The organism is Paraburkholderia sp. GAS33, assembly GCF_050436645.1.
GTDB lineage: Bacteria > Pseudomonadota > Gammaproteobacteria > Burkholderiales > Burkholderiaceae > Paraburkholderia > Paraburkholderia phenazinium_B.
The window spans coordinates 58,728-84,979 of sequence record NZ_JBNDMP010000020.1 but is presented as its reverse complement, the minus strand read 5'-3'; the positions used below and the strand labels follow the sequence as shown (position 1 = coordinate 84,979).

Here is a 26,252-nt window from a genome sequence, read left to right as displayed (position 1 = left end):
GGAAAGCAGCTCTGAACCGCTTCACCATCCAGTTCGAAGAACGGCTGGTGCAGCGTTAAACACCAACCCGTTTACACAAAATTCGGGACACCCCCTGCGGCGCCTCCGCAGCACCCTCACTCCGGCAACACCGCCACCGAAGCCTCACTCGTCAGCATCAAAAACGTCAACGTCTCCTGCAGATACAGCCTCACCACCTGATCCGTATGGCTGAGATACCCAATCGACAAATCCTGCCCAATATGCAGATCGAAGTCGCCACCACGTGTGGAAAGCACGCTCCCACCATCGATAGCTGGCGCCCAGATAATCTCGGTATTCACCAGTCGCTTGAGATGCGCGAGCACCGGATACCCTTGGTCACTCGCCTCGCTAACAGCCGTATACGCATCCGCGCCCAGCAAAACCGAATACGGCCCGTCGACCCCGGCAAGACGCAATTGCTCGAGCGCCTTCGCGATCACCGCCGGGTAATCGCTCAAATCCGCCGGCAGACTCAGCTTGGGATTCGACGAGCCCTCGCGAATGCCGACAATATTCGCCGCCTTATAACCGTCGAAAATCGCACGGTCCTCGGCATAGGCGAGTTGTTGCGCGGCATCTTTCGCCGGCTGCCAGTCCGAGTCTTCCGCGCCGCGCTCCACATCGTCGATCGCGTCGCGCGTCAATTCGAACGGCACGCGCAATTCCACTAGCGCTTTCACTTCGCGCTGCCGCGCACTGATACCAAGCTGCGGCGGCGCAATGGTGGACTGATGACCCGTGCCAACGGCAGACAGACTCGGTCCACCAGGTCCTTTCACATCGACCACACGGCGACCCGCCACAGAACGTCTGAAGGTCCGTGCGACTTCTTCCTCGATCTCCGACCAGGCGGCCGCGGATATAGGCGCGAGTTCGCGATGCAGATTATTCATGTTGAGGTGCTCCTTTGAGAGAGCCGATGTTCAGCGAACCATCGCTGAGCGGTTCGGCAGACGGCGGGGATTCGGGTTCATTGACGGGTGTCGCTACTGCGGCCGGATCGCGCTCGGCCAGCGCTTCAAGCAGGGGAGCCGAAGGCACAAAGAACAGGCCACCCGTGACCGCGCGGCTGTAGTCGAGCAGCCGGTCATAGTTGCCAGGCGGCCGGCCGACGAACATATTTTCGAGCATCTGTTCGATCGGCGCAGGCGAGCGCGCATAGCCGATAAAGTACGTGCCGAACTCGCCGAAGCCCGGTCGGCCGAACGGCATGTTGTCGCGCAGGATTTTGACCTCTTCGCCGTTGTCGTCGATCGTCGTGAGCGAACTGTGCGAGTTGGTGGGCTTCACCGCCTCGTCCAGTTCGATGTCGGAGAGTTTGGTGCGCCCAATGATGCGCTCCTGCGTCTCGACCGACAGCCCATTCCAGCCGGTCATGTCATGCAGATACTTCTGCGTGAGCACGTAGCTGCCGCCGGCAAACTCGGGATCTTCCTCGCCGACCACCGTGAACGTGACAGCTTCGTTACCGGTCGGATTCTCGGTGCCGTCCACGAAGCCAATCATGGCGCGCTGATCGAAGTTACGAAAACCGTGGATTTCATCGACCGTGGTCACGGCGCCGCTGAGCCGGCCCATCAGTTGCGTAGCCAGCTCAAAGCACAGGTCCATCTGGTTGGCACGGATGTGCAGCAGGATATCGCCGGGCGTCGCCACCGCGAGCCGCTCGCCGGAGCCGAATTCGCGGAACGGATGCAGGCCGGCTGGGCGCGGCGCGCCGAACAGCGCATCCCAAGCCTCTGAGCCGAAGCCGCAGACACAGGACAGCCCGCCGGCCGGTACACGCTTGCCGACCGAGCGCACCAGCGCGGCAATATCGGCACACCAGGCTCGCACGGTTTCACGACTGGCGGGGTCGGAGTTGATGGTCGCAACAATGAAGATTGCACTGGGAGTGACCTGCACGGACACCGCTTGTGGTTCGTGCGTAACAGCAGCAGGGATCGGGGTATCGGACATCGCTTCGGCCTTTCAGGCTGACAGGTCAGACAAGGTTGGTCGGGGTAGCAAAGGGAGACGCAGGGCCACAGGATATATCACCCGAGGCGTTGCGGAACGCCAAGGGTAGCAGGGTGCGGGGTTTTGTGCGTCGGAAGGAGGTGCAGCGGGAAGGCCGAACGTATCAATTCGCGCCGTTTATCCGGCCGTTTGAGACGAACAGGGTGGACCGATAACGCTACCGGCCCACCGCGCGCAGCGCGAACTGCGTACTAGGCGCTCCTGGCTCGCAACGCCCAGTTCAGGCGCTTCTGCATGCTGGCATTTGGATGAGCAAGCCGGTCGGCGAGTTGCGCCACGGCACCGTCCAGTTGCGCCAAGGTCTGTGCATGGCCTCGATCAATGGCCATCTCCAACGCACGTGCGGTGGCTTCGAGCCGCTCGCCAGTTGCTGGCGAAGCGGGGGAGCCGTGATAACGCGCAATCATCGCGTCGAGTCGCGTGAGGATTGACGCGGCGTACGCCACGCCGGCATCGTTCGATACCGCTTGCCCAACATGCCCGGGCACAAGCGCGGCTTCTTCGGGCCGGCTCAACACGCGGGCCCAGTGCAGGCAACTGAGCATGGACCCCGTAGCGAGTTCGACGCCCGGGTTCCACACGAACACCCGTTGGGTTTGCAACGGTCGCAATGCAACGCGCAGGTCATGCCAGCTTCGGTCCAGCGTGCGCATTGCGGCGCTTGCCGCGGTGCCGTCCGGTTGTCGCGCATCGGGTTGTGTAGCAAGCCGCACCACCTGCCGGAGTGCCGCGAGTACGGCGGCGATTCGCGTCTCGACATGGCGCGTCGCTGCGAGCGGCATCATCAGAATGGCGACGGCAAACGATACGACGCAGCCCACCATCACTTCCTCGATGCGCAACTCGACCAACGGCCCCATCGCAAAGCCCAGTTGTCCATAGACGAGGCCGACCAGCACCGTGATAAAGAACACGCCCGGCGTATACGCATTCAGGATGTAGTACGCCCAGCCGAACACGCACAGCACCATGGCCACGGCCATCAGCAGCGGCTCCCCGTGCAGCGAGGTTGCCAGCAGCATGCTGGCGAGTGCGCCTGCGAGCGTCCCGGCCAGCCGTTGTGCGCCACGATAGACGGTATCGGCACGCGAGCGGGTGCCGAGGAACACGACGAAGGTGGTGATGACCGCCCAGAACCAGCGCTCCGGCGAGAGCGAGTGGCCGATCACCATGGCGAGCAACGCCGCAGTGGTGGCACGTGCCGCCGGCAGCCAGGCGAGCTTCGAACGGATCTCGCCGATCCACTCGGCGGTGGTCTTTTTGCCGCGTGCTGCAGGCGACGTCTGCGAGACGCGCCGCGGCCGCGCGGCTTGCCTGAGCCGTTCGACGGCCCTGCGTAGCGGATTGGTGTCCGCCTCTTCCGATGCCGAGCCGAATGCGTTCTGTCCCGCCGCCACCTCGAGTTCGACGAGCCGTTCGCGCAGCGTAGCGGCGTCAGGAGGGTTCAGCAGTGCAAGTTGTTCTTCCAGCGCGAGCGCGGCCTCATTCAGTTCGGAGACGCGCGCGGCGCTGGCGACGCCAGGCATCTGCGCAGTGCGCGTGGCAGCCAACACGCGTTCGGCGCGCAGCGTGACGGTATGCACCGCCAGACGCAAGGTCCGCTCGGCGTGTATCGGTACGATCAGTCGTCCGACGAGCGCCACCATCGCAGGGCCGACCGTCGACAACGCAATGGTCTGCGCAACCTGGGCGGCCGAAGGATGCAGATACAGCCCAAGATAGAACGTAACCACACCGATCATCGCGCAGCCAAGCGCTCGCGGACCGCAAGCCTGGCAGAGCATGCCGGCGAACATGACAAGCAGAAAGCCGGCATCGCCCGCGAGCGGATAGCGGCTCAACGCGGCGGCGACGGCGAAGATCACGCAGCCGCACAGATAGAGGTAGAACAGGGTGACGAACCACGCGCTGCGGCGCGCGTCGCGCACGAACAGCGGCGCGATCATGCTGAACAGGACGCCGAGGGCAGCAAGGGTGACGGGCTGGTGATGACCGGCCGTCCATGCGACGCAGGCGATGCCGCTCAGGAGGCAGGCAAGCGCGGCGCGCAAGGCAGTGTGGAGGCGTACGAGTCCCGGGTCCGCAACCAGCAGGCGGCCGGCGACGCGTGAAAACGCGACAGCAATCATGATCGATGATATCCAGGCTAGGAGGCCGAGACCGGCTTGTGGCCGACTGCGACAGGGCGGATGGAACCGCCAGCTTCAGGCCGCCGACCTGGGCTGTGAGCCGGGATCACCGGCTCACAGCCCGCTCGACGACGGACTACATCACCCGCGCATGACCACATCGGTCGCAGGAAACGGCATCTGCGTAGCGGTGGCATGTTCGGGTTTTCCCGGATGATATCTGGTCAAAATTAGCTGCGTCCAGAAAAGCAACATGAATTCGCTATTTTTTATGAAGGCTGGTTGAAAGCTTTGGCGCGTTTACAGAACCTGAGACAGCGCCGGCTTTTCGACAGCGCGGCGCGGCACGGGAAACGCAAAACGCAAAATGCAAAGCTCAGATCCGGCGATCCATGGCGATGCGATGCGCCCTCCCTTCAAATCGAAAAACCGAAAGTCTGGAATATCAGTTGTCTGTTTAATCTGTGATCCTAATCAAATAAGCCGGTTCAAATTTCACACCAGGTTCGTTCTTTGGAGGCGTGAAATTTGGTGCGCTGCGCAAGCGATAAGGCAGCGTATCGCAGTACAAAACGTCGAGCTTTCAACGAGGGTGGCAAAGCGCGGAAATGACTTCATTTAAGGGGGCTGCGCGAAGTCAATGCTGAGCATTGCATCTCTCCAGGTTGGTATTACACAACGCTTTTTCGCTTCCGTCTCAATCTCGATGGACGACCCGCCACGAGCGTGCAAGCATCCGTCCCGTTGCGTGTTTATGAACCGCAACCATCAACGAAGTTTGCCATTGAACCCTGCATGGCAGTTCGAAAAAAGCGCGTCGTTTATATATCCAAGAACCCGGAGATCGTAATGAGAAAGCAGTTCATTGCATTGGCTGTATTAGCCGCATGTGCCGCCCCCGTATTTGCCCAAAGCAGCGTCACGTTGTATGGCGTGATCGACCAGGGCATTAACTACACGAGCAACGTCGGCGGTGGCCGCGAGTTCGAGATGGCGAGCGGCTATGCAGAGGGCAGCCGTTGGGGTTTCAAGGGTTCGGAAGATCTGGGCGGCGGCATGAAGGCCATCTTCCAGTTGGAAAACGGCTTCAACGCAAGTAACGGCGCGCTCGCTGAGGGCGGCCGTCTGTTCGGACGTCAGGCATACGTTGGTCTGGCAAGCAACACGTACGGTACGGTCACGTTCGGCCGCCAGTACGACTCTGTGGTCGATTACTTCGCGCAAACCACCGCCAACGGCAACTGGGCCGGCTATCTGTTTGCCCACCCGTACGACAACGACAATAGCGACAACTCGTTCCGTCTGGACAATGCCGTGAAGTACGCGAGCCCGAACATTGGTGGCTTCCAGTTCGGCGGCGCGTACGCTTTTAGTAACGATACCGGCTTCGCGAACGATCGCGCGTACAGCTTCGGCGGTCAATACACCAACGGCGGCCTGCTGGTAGCTGCCGCGTATATGCAAGCGGACAATCCTGGCGGGACCACTGGCGGCGCGATCACCACCAACGACGCGAGCTTCATTGCCGAGCGTATGCGCGTCTGGGGCGCCGGCATCAACTACACGTTCGGCCCGGCGACGGTGGGCTTTGCATACTCCAACTCGAACTACAAGAACCCGACGGCAAACGGCTACATCAGCACAACGGCCCCGCTCGTCATCGGCTCGACGCTGAACACGCTGAAGTTCCAGAACCTCGAAGTGAATGGCAAGTATCAGATCAGCCCGGCGTTCTATGTCGGCGCGGAGTACGTCTACACAATCGAGAACTTCGATGCCTCGACCGGCAACGTCAAGCCGAAGATCCAAACGGTCGGTCTGATGGCCGACTACAACCTCTCGAAGCGCACCGACGTCTACATCCAGGGCGTGTACCAGGACGTGACCGGCGACAAGACGAACTCGGTGCTGGACGACGGCTTCGTGCTCGGTACCGACGCACCGTCGTCGAGCTCGAGCCAGACCGTGGTTCGTGTCGCCATCCGCCACCAGTTCTAAATTTTTGCTCCACCACGCGGCATGATGTGACGCGATCGGCGTGACGTGATGTCCTTGGCAGGCTCATCGTGCATCTGAAGATTCACGATGAGCTTTTTTTCGTCCGCAGCATAAAGTGCCACGTGCCACTCCGGCGAACGCTTAATTGCGCTGTTTGTGGGCCGCAAAGCACGTCCCAGGCGGCGCCTCGAGCACCAGAATGCGCCGCCTGGGTCTGGCAAACCCTTACCAGATCTCCTTACGCTCGCCGTACAGCCCGTCCCGGCGGGCTGTGAGCCGCCTGCCTCCACGTTCGCAGCAATTCATGCTGTGAAGCGCTATCAAAACGATTCGTTTCGCTTGCGCGCGATGCCGAATCAGGACATTCCGTTAATTTTGCGGTGCTTAAATTCACTCAACCCGCAACGTTCCTCGAAATGACGGGCAAGCCACGTTACACAACCCGGATTCATTCATCCTTGGTCCTAGGAGTAGATTCCATGAACGACGACGAAATCAAACGAGCCGGTTTCAGCCGCCGCGACATGATGCGAGTATTGGCTGCGGGTGGCATGCTCGCGACGGGGGCCAGTGGTTTGCTGGCGGGCGCGACCAGCGCCTTTGCTGCCGACACGCCGAAGAAGGGTGGCAAGATTCGGGCTGCCTACGACTCCAGTTCGACCGCCGACACGCTGGATCCGGCCAAGGGCTCGGCTGGCGCCGACTACATCCGCTTCTTCATGTTCTATAGCGGACTCACGCAGTTCGACAGCAGCCTGACGCCGCAGCCGGCGCTGGCCGAGTCGTTCACCAGCAGCGACGCGAAGGTCTGGACCATCAAGCTGCGCAAGGGCGTGACCTTTCATGACGGCAAGGCGCTGGCGCCCGCCGACGTGGTGTACTCGCTGATGCGCCACAAGAATCCGGCGACGGCCTCGAAGGTGAAGTCGGTCGCGGATCAGTTCGACGAGGTCAAGGCAAGCGGCCCGGATGAAGTGCAGATCACGTTGACCGTGCCGAACGCGGACCTGCCGGCAATTCTCGCCACGCCGCAACTCGTCATCGTCAAGGACGGCACCACCGATTTCTCGACCGCCGTGGGCACCGGCCCGTACAAGCTGAAGACGTTCAAGCCAGGTGTCACGACGGTCGGCACGCGCAACGACAGCTACTGGCGCCCGGGCAAACCCTACCTCGACGAGGTGGAGCTGATCGGTATCGGTGACGACGCGGCGCGCGTGAACGCGCTGCTCTCGGGGGATGTCCATCTGATCAGCGCCGTCGATCCGCGCGCAACGCAGCGCGTAGCGTCGACGCCGGGCTACGCGATCAAGGAGACCAAGTCGGGTCTCTATACCGACCTAATCATGCGGCGCGACAACACGATCACCGGCAACCCGGACTTCGTGGAAGGCATGAAGTATCTGTTCGACCGCGAGCAGATCCGCACGGCGGTGTTTCGCGGCTATGCGGTAATCGGTAACGATCAGCCGATTCCTCCCGGTCACCGCTATTACTTCGCCGGCCTGCCGCAGCGTCCGTACGATCCGGACAAGGCCAAGTTCCATCTGCAGAAAGCCGGCGCCGTCGGCTTGACGCTGCCGCCGATCTACGCGACGTCGGACGCCAACGGTTCGATCGAAATGGCCGAGATGATGCAGCTGACGGCGCAGAAGATCGGCGTCAACCTGGCGGTCAACCGCGTTCCCGCCGATGGCTACTGGTCGAATCACTGGATGAAGCATCCGCTTGGCTTCGGCAGTATCAATCCGCGTCCGAGCGCCGACGTGCTGTTCACGCAATTCTTCAAATCGGATGCACCGTGGAACGAGTCCGGCTGGAAGAATCCCCAGTTCGACCAGTTGCTGATTACGGCGCGTGCAGAAACCGACGACGCCAAGCGCAAGCAGATGTACGCTGACATGCAGACCATCGTCAGCAACCAGGGCGGCATCGGCATTCCTTCGTTTATCAGTCTGCTCGACGGTTACGACAAGCGCCTCAAAGGCCTCGGTTCGATTCCGACCGGCGGCATGATGGGCTTCTCGTTTGCCGAGAACGTCTGGTGGGAAGCCTGACCTGGCAGACCCTCCTGACCGGCTCGCCGGTGGCGCAACGGCGCGACGTTGCGTTGCGCCACCGGTCTCTGCAATCCTCGTAGGAGGCCCGTGCGATGAACCAGACCATTGCAGCGCTGATCGTTAAGCGCATTGCGCTGACGCTGCTGATTCTGCTGATCGTGTCGATGATCATCTTCACGATTACCAACCTGCTGCCGGGCGACGCCGCACAAGAGGCGCTCGGCCAGGCGGCGACGCCGGAGACGATTGCGGCATTGCGGCTGCAGTTTGGCCTCGATCAGCCGGCCTACCTGCGTTATCTGCATTGGCTTGCGGGCCTCGTGCGCGGTGACTTCGGCATGTCGCTCTCCGCCAGTCTGCCGGTCAGCGAGATGATTGCCGGCCGTCTGCCGAAGTCGCTCGAGCTGGCTGCAATCACGACGCTCGTCTCGGTGCCGATTGCGATCTCGATGGGCATCCTCGCCGCCGTGAAGCGCGGCTCGCTGCTCGATCGCATGATCAGTCTCAGCACGCTGGCGCTGGTGGCGACGCCGGAATTTCTGATCGCGACGTTCGCGGTGCTGGTGTTCGCGGTGAAGCTGCATTGGTTGTCCGCGCTGTCGTACAGCGGCGAGATCGACAGTTTCGAACATTTCATGCGGGCCTATGCGATGCCGGTTATCACGCTGTGCTGCGTGATCATCGCGCAGATGGCGCGCATGACACGAGCGGCTGTGATCGAGCAGCTCGGCTCCTCGTACGTCGAGATGGCGATTCTCAAGGGAGCGCGTCCGGCGCGTGTGGTGCTGCTGCATGCGCTGCCTAACGCGATTGGCCCGATTGCCAATGCGGTGGCGTTAAGTCTGTCGTATCTGCTGGGCGGGGTGATTGTCGTCGAGACGATCTACAACTATCCGGGCCTCGCGCGTCTGATGGTCGATGCGGTCAGCAACCGCGACATGCCGCTGGTGCAGGCCTGCACGCTGATCTTCTGCCTCGGCTATCTGATTCTGGTGCTGCTCGCGGACCTGTGCGCGATCGTTTCCAACCCGAGGCTGCGGACATGAACATTCCTCAATCGTCCCCCGTCGATCCCCGTTCGCCGACGCCTGCTGAAGGGGCGCTCCTTAGGAGTTCCGCCATGCCCGCTCCTCATTCACCCGCGCCGTCCGGCGGTGGTGGCGCTGCGCCGACGCCACCGGTCAGGCGTGCCGCGCGCCGCTTGCCGTCGCTGTCGTTGAGCGGCTGGATCGGCGCTTTCATGGTGGCGCTTGCGCTATTCGTGGCGATTTTCGGGCCGATTCTCGCACCGTATCCGGTGGGCGCGATCGTCACGCAAGATGTGTTCGCGCCGTTCAGCGCTCACTTGCCGCTCGGCTCCGACTACCTGGGTCGCGACATGCTGAGCCGCATTATGTACGGCACGCGTTTGACAGTGCTGCTGGCGTTGGCCGCGGCGCTGTTCGCCGCGCTGTGCGGAACCGGTCTCGGTTTGCTGGCAGCCGTCGCCGGCCGCGCCGTGGACGAGACCATGAGCCGCATACTCGACGCAGTGAGCTCGATTCCCACCAAGATGTTCGCGCTGATGATCGTGGCCGCGTTCGGTTCGTCGCTCACGTTGCTGGTCATCACAGCAGGCATCAGCTATACGCCTGGCGCTTATCGCATTGCGCGCTCGCTGGCTGTGAATATCAGCGCGCTCGAATACGTGCAGGTAGCCAAGGTGCGTGGCGAGAACGCAATCTACATCTGCTGCGTGGAAATCCTGCCGAACATGATTCATCCGATGCTGGCCGACCTCGGCCTGCGTTTCGTGTTCGTGGTGCTATTGCTGAGCAGCCTGAGCTTCCTTGGGCTGGGCGTGCAGCCACCGTATGCGGATCTCGGCTCGCTGGTGCGGGAAAACATCGCCGGTCTCGGTGACGGTGCGCCGGTGGTGCTAATGCCGGCTATTGCCATTGCGATCCTGACGGTCGGCGTCAATCTGCTGATCGACGGGCTGCCTGGGCGTGGCAAGCGTCTGCGTTTGCGCCGTGCCGCGGAGGCTCGCTGAGATGAATACGACAACCGACAACCTGGTTGAAGTGCGCGGACTGCGCGTGGTGGGCAGCAGTGAAGGGCGGCCCGAAACGACCATCGTCCACGACATCGACTTTACGGTCGCACGCGGCGAGGTGCTCGCGCTGATCGGCGAATCCGGCTCGGGCAAGACGACGATTGCACTTTCGCTGATGGGTCACGCGCGTACCGGCTGCCGTATTGCGGGCGGCTCTATCCGCGTTGGCGACGCAGATGTGCGCTCGCTGTCACCCAACGCGCTGGCTTCGCTGCGCGGTCGCAAGGTTGCCTATATTGCGCAAAGTGCAGCGGCGGCGTTCAACCCGGCGCGTACGATTCTCGATCAGGTGATCGAAAGCGCGCTGATTCATCGGACCATGAGCAAGGCGGCTGCCCAGGCAAAAGCGATCGAATTGTTCCGCGCGCTGGCGTTGCCGGATCCGGAGCGGATCGGCAAGCGCTATCCGCACCAGGTATCGGGCGGCCAGTTGCAGCGACTGCTGGCGGCGATGGCGCTTATTACGGATCCCGAACTGGTGATTCTCGATGAGCCAACCACCGCGCTCGATGTCACCACGCAGATCGATGTGCTGCAGGCGTTCAAGCGGGTCGTGAAGGAACTCGGAACGACGGCCGTGTACGTGTCGCACGATCTGGCGGTGGTCGCGCAGATGGCCGATCGCATCGTCGTGCTCAGCGATGGCGAGATTCGCGAGGTGGGCAGCACGGCGCAGATTCTCAATGCTCCCGCGCATGCGTACACACAGAGTCTGATCGCGGCGGTCATGCCGACGCCGCGCGGCGCACGTCCGGAAGGACGTGCCGCGGCCGGAGCCGACGAGCGTCCGTTGCTGGAGGTGAAGCGGCTTGTCGCAGGCTACGGCAAGACCGATGCAAAGGGTTATCCGGCGGCACGTATTCTCGACGACGTGGATCTGGTGATCCATCGCGGCAAGACGGTCGGCGTGATCGGCGAGTCCGGGTCCGGCAAGACTACGCTTGCCAAAGTAATTGCAGGGCTGGTGCCGGTAGCGGGCGGTTCGCTGCTGCTCGACGGCGAGCCGATGCCCAAGCGGCTGGATCAGCGCAGCAAGGAGCAGTTCAGGCGCATCCAGATCGTGTTCCAGAACGCGGATACGGCGTTGAATCCGGTGCATACGGTGGAACGGATTTTGTCCCGGCCGCTTGCGTTCTATCACGGCATGAAGGGCGAGCGTGCCCGGCGGCGTGTCGCCGAACTGCTCGATCTGGTGCGACTGCCCGCAGCGCTTGCGACGCGCCGTTCGGGCGAGCTGTCGGGCGGCCAGAAGCAGCGGATCAATCTGGCACGAGCGCTTGCGGCCGAGCCTGATCTGATTCTGTGCGACGAGGTAACGTCCGCACTTGACACCGTGGTAGGCGCGGCGATTCTCGATCTGCTCGCCGACCTGCAACGCAAGCTGGGTGTGTCGTATCTGTTCATTACCCACGACATCGGCAAGATGCGCGCGATCAGCGACGATATCGTCGTGCTGTACTCGGGACATCGCGTCGAAGCGGGCGATCGCGCGGCACTGTGCGCGCCGCCGTTTCATCCGTATGCCGATCTGCTGATTTCATCGGCTCCGGAGTTGCGCACGGGCTGGCTCGATGAGGCCACCATTCGCTGTCACAGCGAATTGCCGCCTATTGGACCCAGCGCGGCGCATTCGGAACTGTGTACGTTTCTCGGGCGCTGTCCGTTGCGCGTCGACGGCTTGTGCAACACCACGGCACCGGCGCGCCGGCAACTGTCGAACGGTGCCGAAGTGCTGTGTCATCGCACGGAGCTCGATCTGACGACCTTGCAGGCCGCAATGGTGCGAGAAGGTACCGTTGTATAACGGGAAGAACGTCATGGCTCTAAGAATCGGTGTTGATATCGGTGGCTCGTTCGCGGACTTTGCAGTACTGAATGATGAAACAGGCGAGCTGAAAACGCTGAAAGTGTTTTCCCGTCCCGATAGCCCTGGCGCCGAAGTTTTACGCGGTATGGAAGGGCTGGCCGAACGCTACGGCATCGATCCGCATGAAGTGGCGTATTTCACGCATGGGACGACGGTGGGCGTCAACGCCGTCGTACAACGCAAGGGTTTGACGCTCGGCCTGATTACGACACGTCACTTCGAAGACGTACTCGATATCGCGCGGCTCAAGGGCCCCGATATGTATAACCTGATGTCGAAGCGCCCCGCGCCGCTGGTGCCGCGCGAGCGTGTCTTCGGCATCGTGGAGCGGCTGACCGCGGACGGCACGGTCGAGACACCCGTGGATGAGGCGAGCGTGCTCGATGCACTCGACAAGCTGCGCCGTGCCGGTTGCGAAGGCGTGGTGATATCGCTGCTGCATTCGTATCGCAATCCGGCTCATGAGCACGAGGTTAAGGCCATCCTCGAGCGGGCCATGCCGGATCTCTTCGTTTCATGTTCCTCCGATGTATGGCCAATCATCCGCGAATACGAACGCACCTCGACGGCGGTGATTGGCGGCTATGTGCAGCCGAAGGTGTCGCACTATCTGTCGTCGTTGCAGCGCGCGCTACGCGAAACCGGCATCGCGGCGGACATGAAGGTCACCAAGTCGAATGGCGGCGTGATGAGCGCCGAAACCGGCAAGACCAATTGCGTGCAGATGATTCTCTCCGGTACGGCGTCCGGCGTGATCGGTGCGGCGTATGTTGCACAGCTGTGCGGCCTGCAGCATTGCATGAGCCTGGACATCGGCGGCACGACGGCTGACGTGGCGCTGATCATCGACGGCGAGCCGCAATACGCAACCGGCGAATATATCGGCGACTTCCAGATTCATATTCCGTCGGTCTCGGTATCTTCGATTGGCGACGGCGGTGGCTCGATTGCGTGGGTCGACGATTTCGGCGTGCTCAAGGTCGGGCCGGAGAGTGCTGGGTCGAACCCCGGGCCGGTGTGCTACGGCCGGGGCGGCACGCGCGCGACGATCACCGATGCCTTCGCCGTGATGGGCGTGATCGGCAACGCGAGCCTCGGCTACAACTCGGTGAAGGTCGATCACGATGCGGCCTGCCGCGCGGTCGAAGTGCTGGCGCAGCGGCTTGGCTCCGATATTTACCGGACCGCGGAAGCGATCGTCAACGTGTCGGTGTCCGGCATGTATGCGGGCGTGAGCCGGATCGTCTCGCGCTTCGGCATCGATCCGCGCACGTTTTCGCTGCTGCCGTTCGGCGGTGCCGGGCCGATGCTCGCGTGCTACTTCGCGCGGGCACTCGGCATGGAGCAGGTTGTTGTGCCGACCACGCCGGGCGTGCTCAGTGCGCTGGGCGGTTTGATTGCGGACACCAAGAACGACTTCGTCAAGACCACCTACTACGATCTCGATGCTGCGGCGCTTGAGGCCCTGCGCGACGATGCACATGCGCTCGAAACGGCGGCGCGAAGCTGGATGGCCGGTGAAACTGCGTCTCCCAGCGATAAGAGCGACGATCGCCCCGCGCGCATCACGGTCTCGGCGGATATGCGCTACAAGGGCCAATCGTTCGAAATCGACACACCCCTTGAACTGGCATGGCTGCAGGAGCGAAACATTGACGCGCTCAGCGAAGCATTCCACCGCGAGCACGCGCGACTCTATGGCCACAGCGATCTGAAAGCAAAGATTCAGATCGTGGCGCTGCGCCTCGTGATCGCGTCAGTAACCCCCAAGCCAGCCTTGCGCCCAATCGAAGCCAGTGAGCAGACGCCGGTGCCGGACGCTTCGGTAAAGGTCTGGATGGACGGCGCGTTCCACGACGCCGCGCTGTTTCACCGCGCCAAACTGCTAGCCGGCCAGCACATGGCCGGACCCGCAGTGATCGCGCAGGACGATTGCACAACCTGCGTGCTGCCTGGTTTCGCGGGACGCGTCGATACCTACGGCAATCTGATACTCACTTACGTTGGCGCGAACTGAACCGGAGCCCGGCATGCAATTCGACAAGGCAGTCCTGCAGATTTTCGCCAACTACTGCGTCGCTGCGGCGGAAAGCATGGCGTACACGCTGGTACGCACCGCACATTCGACCTTCGTGAAAGAGACGGAGGACTTCTCGTGCGCGATCACGACGCCGGATGGACACACGTTCGCTTCACCAAAGACGCTTGGCGCGACCTGGTACGTCGGCCTCGATTACGGCCCGGTGATCGGCATGATCGATCACTACGAGCCGGGCGACATCGGCATGACGAACGATGCATACAGCGGTTTCGTCGCCACCCACACGCCGGATATCGTGCTCTGGAAGCCGGTGTTCTACGAAGGCGAGATCGTCTGCTTCGTGGGCGGCCACATTCACAACACCGATATGGGCGGCGCCGTGCCCGCCTCGCTGTCGCGTACGCTGACCGAGATCGAGCAGGAGGGCATCCGCTTTCCGCCCACCAAGATCGTGCGACGCGGCGTGCTCGACGAAGAGCTGCTGCGCATCATGGCTACCAATGTGCGCGTGCCGGACCAGAACGTCGGTGATTTGCATGCGCAACTGGCGTCGCTGCATACGGGCGAGCGGCGCGTGCTGGAGATCATCGAGCGGTTCGGCATCGACGGTTTCAAGGCGGGCATGCAGGCGTTGCTCGATTACTCGGAAGAGCAGGCGCGCACCGTCATGCGCGGCATTCCCGATGGCGAGTATTTCTTCGCCGAATACGCCGACGAAGACTCGGTGCGCGGCAAGCCGATGCGCGTCGCGTTGACGCTGCGTATCCGCGACGGCAGCGTCGAATTCGACTACACCGGTAGCGATCCGCAGTTGCAGTCGTCATTGAACATCCCGACCGGTGGACGCGAACGGCATGCGCTTGCGCTGGTCGGTTTCGTTTATGTGCTGTACACGCTCAACCCGGAGATCCTGCTGAACAGCGGCATGCTGAGAGTAGCGCGCTGCGTGCTGCCTGAAGGCACGGTGGTGAATGCGCAGCGGCCGGCGGCGGTCGGCATGCGCAGCCTGACCTGCAAGCTGCTGCATTTGCTGACCTTCGGTGCTTTCTCGCAGGCCATTCCTGAGCGGCTCGCCGCTTGCCCCGCAGGCGGCCTGTCGATCCTCAGCGTCAAGACAATGGACCGGCACGGCAGTACGGTCATGGCGTCGATTGGACCTATTGGTGGCGGCGCCGGAGGCATGTCGTTCGATGATGGCGAAGACGGCTCTGGTGCGAACAACGCGTTTTTGCGCAACACGCCTGTGGAGATCAACGAGGCTGAGGTGCCGATCCGTATCACGCGTTACGGCGTGGCGCCCGGTTCAGGTGGCGCAGGACAATTTCGCGGCGGCCAGGGGCTGGTGATGGAATTCAAGGTCTTCTCGCCAAACACGCTCGTCACTGCTCGCAACCGCGACCGCACGCACTTTGCCTCATGGGGCGTTCGCGGCGGCCATGCCGGCGCGAACGCGCGGTTCACCAGGAACCCCGACATGCCGCAGGCGGAGCAACTCGGCAACACGGACCTGGTGATCTGCAATCCGGGCGACGTGATCCGGCTGATTGGTGCGGGAGCAGGAGGATACGGCAGGCCTATCGATCGCGACGTTCGGCGAGTGTGCGAAGACGTGCAACGCGGCTATGTCACGGCACAGGAAGCGCGCGAGGTTTATGCCGTGGCGATTGCCGACGGCGAGATCGACTCTGCCGAAACGGCTGTGTTGCGCGAGCAGGCTCATGCGATGGCGCGCAATACGCCGGTGCCTGCGTTCGAGTTTGGTCCTTACCGTGAAGCTTTCGAAGCGAAGTGGACGCGCGAACGCTATGCCGCGCTCACACATATTTTGTCAGGCGTGCCTGTGCAATGGCGCTATTTCATCAAGCATCGGATTTTCGATGCACTAGATGCGCGTGTCGAAACGCAAGGTGCGGGCGCCGAGGTGATCGAGCAGATCTTTGCGGAGCTCTGTGCTTCGTGGCCCGAGTTGCGTCGCGCGAGTTAACGGAATCGATTTACCGTAAAGAGAGAACCCATTCATGTCGCAGTCTTTATCAGTTAGTTCCGTGCAGAGTTTTTGTTTCGGCGAGCCGCAAGGCGAAGGCACACTGCTTTCGCTGAGTCCGGAGCGTTTGTTGCGCGGTCAGCCCGAGCGCCGCGATTGGCCCGTATTCGAGCGCGGCGACGGCAAGATCAGCACCGGCATCTGGAGCGGCACAGCAGGCGCGTGGCGGATCGATTTCCCCGAAGGACAGTTCGAGTTTTTCCACGTGCTGTCGGGCATTGGCGCGATCGTGCCGGATGAAGGCGAACGCAAACCGTTCGGCCCGGGCGATGCTGTGATGGTGCCGGAAGGTTTTCGCGGCGTGTTCGAAGTGACCGAGAAAGTCACGAAGCAGTATATGTTTGTGCAGAATATCTGAGTGACGCGGCGCGAAGCGGCGCCGCTGTCAGCAGCATCGCTTCACGCCTCTTGCAATAGACAGCGAAACTCAGTTGTCGAGCAATTGCCCCAACCGTACCACCGTCACCCCAGGCCTGAGCTGTCGCAACGACGGCATCACCAGCACGCAATTGTCATAAGGCGTGACCACCGGTTCGCCCTCATTCCAGCCGATCACAGCGCCCGCTTTGGAGAATGTCTCCAAACCGGTATAAGCATCCGCAAAGCGGAAGTCCATACTCTTTGCCACTACCGGCTCCGTGACACGAATGACGCGCATGGCATCCGGCTTCGGCGCGAACCAGTCAGCGGGCAGGTCGGCTTCATCGAGTACGCCGGACAGCACCAGGAAGCGTGCCGTACAGTCCTTCGCCACCACCACCGACGACGGCTCCCAATGCTGGCCGCACTCCACCAGCAGCGCGTTGCGTGTGCTTTGCGGATCGCCGAAGTCGGCATAGTCGCGCATGCGACGCCCTTCCGGATGACCTTCGTCACTGATCACGGTAGCAGGGGCACCCAGTGCGCGGGACAACGCGATGCCTTTCTCCAGGGGACCTGACACGATCAGCGGCGCACTACGCTCATGCATCGAATGCAGGTCGAGCAATGCGTCAACGGTATCGATCACAGGACGCAACGCTCGTGCACGGCGCAGCTCGCTCGAATCTGTGCTCGTGTCATCGAGTTTCGCCGCGGTCCATACCCGGTTGAAATCCTGATCGACGAAGCGCGATGCATCTGGCTTCGAAGCGTCGAAAGTCAGATAAGCCTCGACGTTCGAAAACGCCAGTGTGAGCTTGCCGCGGCGCGGCCGCACGCCGAGATCGAGCAGCCCCTTGACCGTGATCGCGCCGCACACTTCGTTGCCGTGCGTGAGCGCGTTGATCATCACGTGCGAGCCGGGCAGGCCGCTGTCGAACGTGTAGACATACGGAATGCCGGTATTGCCTGCGGCATAGCCGCTCAGGTCGGGGAATTCGACGTCGACCGGGTAGGCGTGGTCCTGCGGTGAGTGGGTTGTCATGTGAGAGTCCATTCGCAGTCGATAAAGGGCCTTTATCCAGGATTCAGGCAAGGCCGCCCTGGCAAAGGTATTTGATGTGCTGGTAGTCGTCGAGACCGTAGCGCGAACCTTCGCGGCCATAGCCCGACTCCTTCACGCCGCCGAACGGCGCCGCCTCGCTCGCGACGGCGCCCTCGTTGATGCCGATCACGCCGCTTTCGAGCCGTCCGGCGACGCGCCAGATGCGCCGCACATCGTTGGAATAGAAGTATGCCGCGAGTCCGAAAGGCGTGTCGTTGGCTTCGCGCAGAACGTCGGCGTGGGCGTCGAAGCGGAACAGCGGTGCAACCGGGCCGAAGGTCTCTTCGCGGAACAGCGCCATGTCGCGGTTGGCGTCGCCGATTACCGTGGGGGCGTAGTAGTGTGGACCGTCCAGCCCTTCACCTTGCAGGCGACGGCCGCCCGTCAGCACTACGGCGCCATGCGCCAGCGCGTCCTGCACGTGACGCTCGATCTTGTCGACCGCACGGGCATTGATCATCGGGCCGATCTGCGAGTCGTCGCGCGTGGCGGGCCCTACCCGCAGAGCGGCAACACGGTCCACCAGCTTGCGCACGAACGCGTCGTAGATGCCGTTTTGCACATACACCCGGTTCGGGCACACGCAGGTCTGGCCACCGTTGCGAAACTTCGAGGCCATCAGGCCGTCGACTGCGGCGTCGAGATCCGCATCGTCGAAAACGATAAACGGCGCGTTGCCACCCAATTCCAGCGAGAGTTTCTTGAGCGTATCAGCCGATTCGCGCGCCAGGTGCTTGCCGACGGGCGTCGATCCAGTGAACGTGATTTTGCGCACACGTGAATCGGCGAGCCAGTTAGAAACGGCTGCCGGCGTGTGTTCGCGCGAGGCGGTCACGACGTTCAGCACGCCAGCCGGCAGGCCGGCCTCTTCGGCGAGACGAGCCAGCGCGAGAGCGGTAAGGGGCGTGTCTTCCGCGGGCTTGGCGACCACCGTACAGCCGGCGGCCAGCGCTGGCGCGATCTTGCGGGCGATCATCGCGAGTGGGAAATTCCACGGCGTGATGGCGGCGACCACGCCGACCGGTTCTTTGATCGCCATCATCCGCTTACCGGGCATCAAGGCGGGAATCATATCGCCGTAGCTGCGTACGGCCTCTTCCGCAAACCATTCCACATACGACGCGCCATACGCCACCTCGCCGCGCGCTTCGGCGAGCGGCTTGCCCTGCTCGCGCGAGATGATGCGCGCGAGGTCCTCGCTATTGGCGACGATCGCGGCATGCCAGCGCTTGAGAAGCTGCGCACGTTCGCGGGCTGTACGCTCGCGCCAGCCATCGAAAGCGGCGTGCGCTGCGTCGGTGGCGGCCTGGGCGTCAGCGTCGCTGCTGTCGGGCACGCTCGTAAATTCGCTTCCGCTAGCCGGATCGCTGACGGGATAGCGTGCGCCATCAATAGCATCGCGCCACTCGCCATTGATGAAGTTGTGCGAGCGGGAAAGTTCTGGACGATGGAGTGTGAGTGGCATGGCGAACGCCTGCAAGAATGAGTTCAGGATAACGAAATAGAAAGCCGGGAAAGCAGCACAAAATCATGCCGCGCCCATTCCTTCAATCGGTCAACGGAAACAGGCTTTCAATCGGGTAGTGGTTCTTCACGAATGGCGACTTGATCACGACGTAGCTGAAGTACTTTTCAATGCCGATGTTACGTTCCAGCAGATTCTCCATCACGCTCTGGTAATGCACGACGCTGCGCGTGACGAACTTGAGCAGATAGTCGTAGCCGCCGCTGACAAGGTGGCATTCGGCGATCTCATCCACGGTGCGGATGCTGGCCTCGAACTTGGCAAAGTCTTCGCGCCGATGGTCCTGCAAGGTCACTTCGGTAAACACGAGCTGGATGTCACCGAGCTTGTTGAGCTGCAGATGTGCGCCGTAGCCCGCGATGTACCCGGCCTTCTCGAGACGCTTCACGCGAATCAGGCACGGGCTCGGCGAGAGACCGACCGCATCCGCGAGGTCGACGTTGGTTATACGGCCCTTCTTTTGGAGCTGGGACAGGATGCGCAGATCGATGCGGTCCAGCTTCATTGAACTAGCGTTGGTTGACACGGAGGCGATGACCTATGGAAGCGCGGTGACGGAACTATCGTAGCACGCTCCGTCATGAAAAAATTTCACGGCAAACCCGTACGCAGCAAGCCTTTCGACGCATTACGCAGCCGCGCCGCGAGGCTGCCGCGCGATGCCCGAGATCAAGCCTCGGGCACGACCTCAGGCAAGACTGGCGCGTACTTCGGGCGCTTCCAGCACCGTATCGAGCGTTTTGCGCAGGCGTTCGAACATCACGTCGAATTCCTCGCGCGTGTAGCAGAGCGCCGGCGCGAAGCCGAGGATGTTGTCGTTGAAGGCGCGGAAGATCAGGCCGTTGCGATAGGCGGTGGTGGCGATCCGCTCGCTCAGGTTCAGTGCAGGGTCGAAGCGGCGCCGGGTGGCTTTGTCCGACACCAGTTCGAGCGCGCCGAGCAGGCCGCGGCTGCGGGCGTCGCCCACCAGCGGATGGTCGAGCAGGTCGCGCAGGCCCGCTTCGAAGCGCGGCGCCTGAGCCACGCCGTTCGCCAGCAGGCCGCCTTCGTGATAGAGCCGCAGCACTTCGAGACCGATGGCCGCGCTGACCGGATGCGCCGAATAGGTCTGACCATGGCCCACGGCCGAACCGGTGCCTGCACCATCGGCAATGCCGTTGTAGACCTCGTCGGACATCAGCACGGCGCCCATCGGCGCATAGCCCGCGGTGAGGCCCTTCGCCACCGTCATCAGATCCGGCTCGACGTCTTCGCCAGCACAGGCGAACAACGGGCCGGTGCGGCCGAAGCCGGTGATGACTTCATCGGCGACGAACAGGATATCGAGTTCGCGGCATGCGTCACGCATCGCCTTGAGCCAGCCTTTCGGCGGCACGATCACGCCGCCCGAGCCCTGGATCGGCTCGCAGAAGAACGCGGCAACGCGCTCGGCGCCGAGCGACTCGACCTTCGCGCGCAGCGCGGCAACCGACGCGTCGATGACCGCTTGCGGATCGTTGCTCGTTTCGCTGCGATACAGATACGGCGAAGGAATGTAATGCTGGTTCGGCAAAGGCAGATCGAAGTTCTGGTGAAACACGCCGAGTGCCGTCAGCCCCGCACCCACCGACGACGAACCGTGATACCCGCGCTCCAGCGCAATGAACTGCTTTTTCTGCGGCCGGCCGGTGGCGTTGTAGAAGTTCGTGATGTAGCGGACTGCCGCGTCCACCGCATCCGAGCCGCCCAGCGTGAAATACACGTGACGCAGCGAGGCGGGCGCCAGTTCAACCAGTTGTTCAGCAAGCCTGATCGCCGGTTCGCAGCCGAAATGGAAATAACCGGTGGCGTAGGGCAAGCGTGTCATCTGTTCGGTCGCGACGCGCACGATGCTCTCGTGACCGTAGCCGGTATTCACGCACCACAGACCAGAGAATGCGTCGAGCAGTTCGTTGCCCTCGCTATCGCGCAGCCATGCGCCACGGCCCGATTCGAGAATGGTCACGCCGCGCTTCTCGTGAGCACGCATGCTGGCAACCGGGTGGATCAGATGTTTGCGGTCGGATTCGATCAGTGAGGACGTGGACATGGTATGGGGTGCGTGAGTTGTGCGCGCAGCAATGCACGGAGTGCCGGAAAGGTGCGCGCAACGCGTGCCGCGAGCGCGAACCGCATGCAATCCATGGTAGCGGGACAGAAACAACGAAGACGCTGGGATTCGCCGCTGCTGGAAGGTGGGAATTGTGTTTTTGCAGGCGGCGCAGCATTTTGTGCTGCGCTGGCGCGCTCAATATCCGCGGGCGCGGTCCACCTGACCGATCAGCGGCTCGCCTTCGCGGTGGCGGCGCAGGTTGTCGAGCACGACATCGACCGCGCTGTCCGGCTGCGTCACGCTGGCAATGTGCGGCGTCAGCATGACGCGCGGGTGATGCCATAGCGGATGATCCGCAGCTAGCGGCTCGGGGTCCGCCACGTCCAGCACGGCGGCGCTCAGTTGCCCGCTTTCGAGCGCCTCTAGCAGATGATCCTGCTGCAGATGACCGCCGCGGCCTGTGTTGATCAGCGCGGCCCCGCGTGGCAATTGCGCAAACAGATCGTGGTTCAGGATATGCCGCGTTGCGGCCGTCAGCGGCAGCAGGCAGATCAGAATATCGGTGCGGGCGAGAAATTGCGGCAGCGTGTCGGCGCCCGCGAAACATTCGATCCCGTCGAGCTCGCGCGGCGAACGGCTCCAGCCGGCGCAGGGAAAGCCAAAACTGGCAAGGCGCGTCAGCACGGCCTCACCCAGTACACCGAGACCCAGCACGCCGACGCGCCGCTCGCCTGCGACGCGGGTGCGCACCGGCTGCCAGCGGCCTTCGCGTTGCTGCGCCGCATAGGTGAGCCAGTCGCGGTGCAGCGCCAGCGTGGCGAGCGTCGTGTATTCGACCATCCCCGCCACGATGCCCGGTTCGATCATCCGCACTACCGGCAGATGCGCCGGAATGGCCGACAGATCGAACTGGTCGATCCCGGCGCCCACCGAAAACACCAGTTCCAGATTGGGAAAGGCTGTGGCGAGATCGCGCGGCGGTTCCCAGACGGCGAGGTAGCGCACGGCGTGGGCGTCGTCGCCTGAACTGCCGTCCGGCCAGATGCGGAAGGGGATGTCCGGGGCTTTTTCGGCAAAGAGGCGCGCCCATTGGGCGCCGCGCACGGTGTCGGCCTTGTAGAGGAAGGTCATCTCGCGGGGTCCTGGGCGTCGTCGTTTGGGGAGGGCGGTGAGGATCTTTGGAGGCCTATAGCGCCTAGCCGAGCGCCTGGTTGGTGATGGCGTAAACGCGTACGTCGCTTTCAGGCTGGGGCGCGGCGCCCCGCACCATGGTGACGACTGCATCCACCTGTTGCAGTCCGAGACCGTCGAGCCAGTCGGACAGACCCGAGTTACCGTCGACGTCGATACGCACGAACTTGCCTTCGTTCGATCCAACCAGGTGGCTGATCAACGCCTGGGCGCCTTCGATATGCGGCGCCACCAGCGGCCCGATCACATGACCGCGGCCGAAGCGGCGCATTAGCGCGAAGCCAACCGGTTCGCCGTCGCGATCGAGCACGACACCTTCCGCCACGTTCAGTAACGCGCCCAGCACCTGCGTGCGATCATAGCCCGCGGCGCGGTTTAACAGGGCCGAGAGCCGGCCCGGATCGCGCGCGCCGAGTGGACGGATCCGTTCGCCGGGCGCCAGTTGCACGGCCGGCGGATGCGCGCCACCCGTGCCCTGGTGTTGATGGATGCTGCCGATAGCCTTGAAGCCGAACTTTTCGTAGAGCGGCTGGCCGGCCGGCGTGGCGTTCAGAAAGGTGGTGCGCTCGCCGAGCGCGTCCATCGTGCGGGTCATCAGATCGCGGCCGATGCCGCGGCCTTGCTGTTCGGGAGCGACGATCACCATGCCGAGCGAGGCGTGATCCGCACCGAATTTCCAGTGCAACGCGGTGCCGAGCAGGGTGCCGTGGTCCTCGGCGCCGACGCCCGTGCCCAGGTTCAGCGCGAATTCCCAGTCTTCGCGGCGATGCGGCCATTTGACCGCCACCGACAGTTCGTGCGCGGCGGGCAGATCGCCGGCCGTCAGCGGACGAAACCGGACAGGTGCTCCAGCAAGCGGTTCAGTCACTTTCCACTCCTCTTCAATATGCCTGCGTAATGTCGCACCGGCAAAATACTGCGGCTAGGACGATCTTATTGCGCGGGCCGCAGCGTGGGAATACCGCACGCTGCGCTGCGCACAGCCCTCATAACGCGTGCTCCGCGCGGTCGTGGCCGGTCATCATGGCAGCAAATGCTGCGCTATCGCCCGTACCATGATTCGAATCTCGTCTGCGACCTGGAATTGACACAATGGACAGCTTCGATCCCGCTCTGATTGCCGTGCGCGGCGCGCACTTCATAGGTGGCCGCTATGTAGACGGTGCCGCTGCACTCGATGTCACGCGCCCCTCGGACGGCGCAGTCTACGCGGATCTGCCGATCGCCGACGCCGATCTGGTGGATCGTGCTGTCGAGGATGCCTGGCACGCCTTCCGGACCAGCGACTGGGCACGCTGCGCGCCGCGCGAACGGGCGCGCACGCTGCGCCGCTGGGCCGAATTGATCGAGGCGGATGTGGACACGCTGGCGCGTCTGGAGTCGGTCGGCTCGACCCGGCCCATTCGCGATGCCGCCGCGTGGGATGTGCCGTTCACCGCCGAAGGTATCCGCTTCTACTCCGAATTCGCCGACAAGATCGGCGGCGAGGTCGCGGCGACGCGACCCGATCATCTTGGCATGATCATCGCCGAGCCGTACGGTGTGATCGGCGCGATCGCGCCGTGGAATTTTCCGCTGGTGATGGCGTCCTGGAAAATCGCCCCGGCGCTTGCAGCGGGCAATGCGGTGGTGCTGAAGCCGTCGGAGATGACGCCGTTTTCGGTGCTGCGTTTGGCCGAACTCGCGATCGAAGCCGGCATCCCGCCGGGCATCTTCAATGTCGTGCAAGGCGACGGGCGCGTCACGGGCGACGCACTGGTGCGTCATCCGAAGATCGCCAAGGTGACCTTCACCGGCTCGAGCCAGACTGGTGCGGCCATCATGACGGCCTGCGCGCAGACCGGCACCAAGCCTGTGACGCTGGAGCTTGGCGGCAAGAGTCCGCAAGTCGTGTTCGCGGATGCGCCCGATCTCGATCTGGTGGCGCGCCGTATCGCCGGCGCGATTGCCGGCAATGCTGGGCAGGTGTGTGTGGCGGGTTCGCGCTTGATCGTCGAACGTTCGGCCGCGCCGCGTCTGATCGACGGTATTGCCTCCGCGTTCGCTGCGTTGAAGCCTGGGCACACGTGGGCCGCGGGCACGACGCTGCCGCCGATCATCTCGGCCAAGCAGGCACAGCGTATCGAAGGCATCGTCGCGCGTAGCGTCGGGCAGGGCGCACAGATTGCCGCGGGCGGCACGCGCCTGCCGGTGGCTGGTGAGGGGGCCTTCTACGCGCCGACCATCCTGACCAACGTGACTGCAGACTCCGAGGCTGTGCGTGAAGAAGTGTTCGGGCCCGTGCTCACGGTGCAGACCTTCGATGACGAAGACGAGGCGCTCGCGCTCGCCAGCCACGAGAAATATGGTCTGGCGTCGGGCGTTCATACGGCCGATCTGAGCCGCGCGCTACGGGCCATGCGTAGCATCGAAGCGGGCACGGTGTGGATCAACCGCTATGGGCGTACTTCCGATTTTGTGATTCCCACTGGTGGCTACAAGCAATCCGGACTCGGCAAGGATCTCGGCCGCCAGGCGTTTGAAGCGAATCTGCGTTTCAAGAGCGTGCTGATCGATCTGAATCAGGGGGCTTGAATCTGCGTGCGGGCGTGGCTTTCACGCGCGTCGATTTCAGCTCATACATAAGCCCTGCTGCGCGTAGCACGATGTGCTGCTAAACGCGGCGTCTATAGCTTCCAATACGGCCGCGTCGGTCTCCGACGCGGCCGTTGTCGTTTATGTCGTCGCCTGGCGATCGCCGTCAAGGACCCCGTGAAACCTTGATTGGCCTGGCTGAGCGCGCCCGCGTAAGGGCATACCCGGGTCGACGAAATGCTGTTCTGAGCCCCTTCAGCGGATGCCGCATACTGTGCTGCGAGCGCAGCGAAAAACGGCGGATTGTGTGTTCAGCGCCGTCCATAACACGACAACCCGCATTTTTTGGGGTGGTGTAATTCTCTTCAAGCAGCCGTCGCCGCGCGTGCAGTGACTGCTTTCCCGCTGACTATTGCCCACCAAAGGACATAGACATGACCCGCTTCAGGCCCAAATACATCACCTTCGACTGCTACGGCACGCTGACCCGTTTCCGCATGGGCGACATGGCCCGCGAAATTTTTGCCGACCGCGTCAGCGCCGACCATATGGATCAGTTCGTGCGCGACTTCTCGGCGTTTCGCCTTGACGAAGTGCTCGGCGCCTGGAAGCCGTATCAGGAAGTCGTGAAGAACGCCGTGCGCCGCACGCTCAAGCGCTGGAATCTCGCCTACGACGACGCCGAAGCCCAACGTTTCTACGACGCCGTCCCGACCTGGGGTCCGCACGCGGATGTGCCGGAAGGTCTTGCCAAGGTCGCGAAGGAAATCCCGCTGGTGATCCTGTCGAACGCATCGAACGACCAGATCCAGAGCAATGTCGACAAGCTCGGCGCGCCGTTTCATGCTGTGTTCACAGCGCAAATGGCACAAGCGTACAAGCCGCGTCTGCAAGCGTTCGAATACATGCTGGACAACCTCGGCTGCGGCCCGGAAGACATCCTGCATGTGTCGTCGAGCCTGCGCTACGACCTGATGTCGGCCAACGATCTCGGCATCAAGAACAAGGTGTTCGTCGCGCGCGGTCATGAACCGTCGACGCCGTTCTACAACTACACCGAGATCAAGGACATCGGCGGCTTGGCCGGCGTCGTCGGTCTTTAAGCCTGGTTTGACGCACTGATGCACTGACGCGCTCAAGCGCGAAGGA

Annotated in this window: 20 protein-coding genes; 10 read left to right on the top strand and 10 right to left on the bottom strand. The window is 62.7% G+C overall.

What is annotated here, in order from left to right:
• Positions 1–116: 116 nt before the first annotated feature.
• The 3 genes from P3T24_RS36390 to P3T24_RS36380 form a co-directional block, all read right to left on the bottom strand.
• Positions 117–917 (bottom strand): family 1 encapsulin nanocompartment shell protein, encoded by an 801-nt coding sequence (locus P3T24_RS36390; RefSeq protein ID WP_429441612.1) that lies wholly within the window; start codon positions 915–917, stop codon positions 117–119.
• Positions 910–1,983 (bottom strand): Dyp-type peroxidase, encoded by a 1,074-nt coding sequence (locus tag P3T24_RS36385; protein ID WP_429408518.1) that lies wholly within the window; start codon positions 1,981–1,983, stop codon positions 910–912. Before P3T24_RS36385 ends, P3T24_RS36390 begins: the two co-directional genes overlap by 8 nt.
• 251 nt (positions 1,984–2,234) lie before the next feature.
• Positions 2,235–4,172, bottom strand: coding sequence for an FUSC family protein (locus tag P3T24_RS36380; RefSeq protein WP_429441610.1), 1,938 nt, complete (start codon positions 4,170–4,172; stop codon positions 2,235–2,237).
• Positions 4,173–5,021: 849 nt separating this feature from the next.
• Between P3T24_RS36380 and P3T24_RS36375 the strand changes: the two genes are divergently transcribed.
• Positions 5,022–6,170, top strand: a complete 1,149-nt coding sequence (locus P3T24_RS36375) for a porin (protein WP_074266387.1) — start codon at positions 5,022–5,024, stop codon at positions 6,168–6,170.
• On the opposite strand, the gene P3T24_RS36370 is transcribed toward P3T24_RS36375, so the two are convergent.
• Complete coding sequence (locus P3T24_RS36370; RefSeq protein ID WP_429441608.1) at positions 6,167–6,292, bottom strand: hypothetical protein; 126 nt, start codon at positions 6,290–6,292, stop codon at positions 6,167–6,169. The genes P3T24_RS36375 and P3T24_RS36370 overlap by 4 nt on opposite strands.
• Before the next feature lie 357 nt (positions 6,293–6,649).
• Here P3T24_RS36370 and P3T24_RS36365 point away from each other — a divergent pair, with 357 nt between their 5' ends.
• From P3T24_RS36365 to P3T24_RS36335, 7 genes are all read left to right on the top strand, one after another.
• On the top strand, positions 6,650–8,227 hold the full coding sequence (locus tag P3T24_RS36365; RefSeq protein ID WP_074266386.1) for an ABC transporter substrate-binding protein: 1,578 nt from the start codon (positions 6,650–6,652) through the stop codon (positions 8,225–8,227).
• 95 nt (positions 8,228–8,322) lie between these two features.
• The gene (locus P3T24_RS36360) at positions 8,323–9,276 is read left to right on the top strand and encodes an ABC transporter permease (RefSeq protein ID WP_429286147.1); all 954 of its coding nucleotides are present in this window, start codon (positions 8,323–8,325) and stop codon (positions 9,274–9,276) included.
• Positions 9,277–9,350: 74 nt separating this feature from the next.
• Positions 9,351–10,262, top strand: coding sequence for an ABC transporter permease (locus P3T24_RS36355; protein ID WP_429408510.1), 912 nt, complete (start codon positions 9,351–9,353; stop codon positions 10,260–10,262).
• Between the two features lies 1 nt (position 10,263).
• A complete protein-coding gene (locus P3T24_RS36350) occupies positions 10,264–12,129 on the top strand; it encodes an ABC transporter ATP-binding protein (RefSeq protein WP_429408508.1) in 1,866 nt (621 codons plus the stop codon).
• A gap of 13 nt (positions 12,130–12,142) precedes the next feature.
• The gene (locus tag P3T24_RS36345) at positions 12,143–14,209 is read left to right on the top strand and encodes a hydantoinase/oxoprolinase family protein (RefSeq protein ID WP_429441606.1); all 2,067 of its coding nucleotides are present in this window, start codon (positions 12,143–12,145) and stop codon (positions 14,207–14,209) included.
• 13 nt (positions 14,210–14,222) lie between these two features.
• Complete coding sequence (locus tag P3T24_RS36340) at positions 14,223–16,217, top strand: hydantoinase B/oxoprolinase family protein (protein WP_429441604.1); 1,995 nt, start codon at positions 14,223–14,225, stop codon at positions 16,215–16,217.
• A gap of 34 nt (positions 16,218–16,251) precedes the next feature.
• The gene (locus P3T24_RS36335; protein ID WP_429286143.1) at positions 16,252–16,635 is read left to right on the top strand and encodes a cupin domain-containing protein; all 384 of its coding nucleotides are present in this window, start codon (positions 16,252–16,254) and stop codon (positions 16,633–16,635) included.
• Between the two features lie 69 nt (positions 16,636–16,704).
• On the opposite strand, the gene P3T24_RS36330 is transcribed toward P3T24_RS36335, so the two are convergent.
• The 6 genes from P3T24_RS36330 to P3T24_RS36305 form a co-directional block, all read right to left on the bottom strand.
• Positions 16,705–17,682 carry a M14 family metallopeptidase gene (locus P3T24_RS36330; protein WP_429441602.1) on the bottom strand — a complete coding sequence of 326 codons (978 nt, stop codon included), beginning with the start codon at positions 17,680–17,682 and terminating at the stop codon, positions 16,705–16,707.
• Positions 17,683–17,725: 43 nt separating this feature from the next.
• Positions 17,726–19,207 carry an NAD-dependent succinate-semialdehyde dehydrogenase gene (locus tag P3T24_RS36325; RefSeq protein WP_429441600.1) on the bottom strand — a complete coding sequence of 494 codons (1,482 nt, stop codon included), beginning with the start codon at positions 19,205–19,207 and terminating at the stop codon, positions 17,726–17,728.
• Positions 19,208–19,289: 82 nt separating this feature from the next.
• Positions 19,290–19,772 carry an Lrp/AsnC family transcriptional regulator gene (locus tag P3T24_RS36320; protein WP_074266378.1) on the bottom strand — a complete coding sequence of 161 codons (483 nt, stop codon included), beginning with the start codon at positions 19,770–19,772 and terminating at the stop codon, positions 19,290–19,292.
• 183 nt (positions 19,773–19,955) lie between these two features.
• Entirely contained in the window at positions 19,956–21,335 is a 1,380-nt protein-coding gene (locus P3T24_RS36315; protein WP_429286140.1) for an aspartate aminotransferase family protein, read from the bottom strand.
• Positions 21,336–21,533: 198 nt separating this feature from the next.
• Positions 21,534–22,469, bottom strand: coding sequence for a 2-hydroxyacid dehydrogenase (locus tag P3T24_RS36310; RefSeq protein WP_429441598.1), 936 nt, complete (start codon positions 22,467–22,469; stop codon positions 21,534–21,536).
• A 64-nt stretch (positions 22,470–22,533) separates the two neighbouring features.
• Positions 22,534–23,397, bottom strand: coding sequence for a GNAT family N-acetyltransferase (locus P3T24_RS36305; protein WP_429441597.1), 864 nt, complete (start codon positions 23,395–23,397; stop codon positions 22,534–22,536).
• Positions 23,398–23,621: 224 nt separating this feature from the next.
• Between P3T24_RS36305 and P3T24_RS36300 the strand changes: the two genes are divergently transcribed.
• Both P3T24_RS36300 and P3T24_RS36295 read left to right on the top strand, forming a co-directional pair.
• A complete protein-coding gene (locus P3T24_RS36300) occupies positions 23,622–25,103 on the top strand; it encodes an aldehyde dehydrogenase family protein (protein WP_429441595.1) in 1,482 nt (493 codons plus the stop codon).
• Positions 25,104–25,537: 434 nt separating this feature from the next.
• Positions 25,538–26,206, top strand: coding sequence for a haloacid dehalogenase type II (locus P3T24_RS36295; protein ID WP_074266373.1), 669 nt, complete (start codon positions 25,538–25,540; stop codon positions 26,204–26,206).
• Positions 26,207–26,252: the final 46 nt, after the last annotated feature.

Excerpts from the sequence above, each read along its gene's own strand:
- P3T24_RS36300 (WP_429441595.1), top strand. The coding sequence starts at position 23,622 with ATGGACAGCTTCGATCCCGCTCTGATTGCCGTGCGCGGCGCGCACTTC.
- P3T24_RS36345 (WP_429441606.1), top strand. The coding sequence starts at position 12,143 with ATGGCTCTAAGAATCGGTGTTGATATCGGTGGCTCGTTCGCGGACTTT.
- P3T24_RS36335 (WP_429286143.1), top strand. The coding sequence starts at position 16,252 with ATGTCGCAGTCTTTATCAGTTAGTTCCGTGCAGAGTTTTTGTTTCGGC.
- P3T24_RS36375 (WP_074266387.1), top strand. The coding sequence starts at position 5,022 with ATGAGAAAGCAGTTCATTGCATTGGCTGTATTAGCCGCATGTGCCGCC.
- P3T24_RS36340 (WP_429441604.1), top strand. The coding sequence starts at position 14,223 with ATGCAATTCGACAAGGCAGTCCTGCAGATTTTCGCCAACTACTGCGTC.
- P3T24_RS36350 (WP_429408508.1), top strand. The coding sequence starts at position 10,264 with ATGAATACGACAACCGACAACCTGGTTGAAGTGCGCGGACTGCGCGTG.
- P3T24_RS36385 (WP_429408518.1), bottom strand. The coding sequence starts at position 1,983 with ATGTCCGATACCCCGATCCCTGCTGCTGTTACGCACGAACCACAAGCG.
- P3T24_RS36330 (WP_429441602.1), bottom strand. The coding sequence starts at position 17,682 with ATGACAACCCACTCACCGCAGGACCACGCCTACCCGGTCGACGTCGAA.
- P3T24_RS36295 (WP_074266373.1), top strand. The coding sequence starts at position 25,538 with ATGACCCGCTTCAGGCCCAAATACATCACCTTCGACTGCTACGGCACG.
- P3T24_RS36360 (WP_429286147.1), top strand. The coding sequence starts at position 8,323 with ATGAACCAGACCATTGCAGCGCTGATCGTTAAGCGCATTGCGCTGACG.
- P3T24_RS36355 (WP_429408510.1), top strand. The coding sequence starts at position 9,351 with ATGCCCGCTCCTCATTCACCCGCGCCGTCCGGCGGTGGTGGCGCTGCG.
- P3T24_RS36380 (WP_429441610.1), bottom strand. The coding sequence starts at position 4,172 with ATGATTGCTGTCGCGTTTTCACGCGTCGCCGGCCGCCTGCTGGTTGCG.
- P3T24_RS36390 (WP_429441612.1), bottom strand. The coding sequence starts at position 917 with ATGAATAATCTGCATCGCGAACTCGCGCCTATATCCGCGGCCGCCTGG.
- P3T24_RS36310 (WP_429441598.1), bottom strand. The coding sequence starts at position 22,469 with ATGACCTTCCTCTACAAGGCCGACACCGTGCGCGGCGCCCAATGGGCG.
- P3T24_RS36315 (WP_429286140.1), bottom strand. The coding sequence starts at position 21,335 with ATGTCCACGTCCTCACTGATCGAATCCGACCGCAAACATCTGATCCAC.
- P3T24_RS36320 (WP_074266378.1), bottom strand. The coding sequence starts at position 19,772 with ATGAAGCTGGACCGCATCGATCTGCGCATCCTGTCCCAGCTCCAAAAG.
- P3T24_RS36325 (WP_429441600.1), bottom strand. The coding sequence starts at position 19,207 with ATGCCACTCACACTCCATCGTCCAGAACTTTCCCGCTCGCACAACTTC.
- P3T24_RS36365 (WP_074266386.1), top strand. The coding sequence starts at position 6,650 with ATGAACGACGACGAAATCAAACGAGCCGGTTTCAGCCGCCGCGACATG.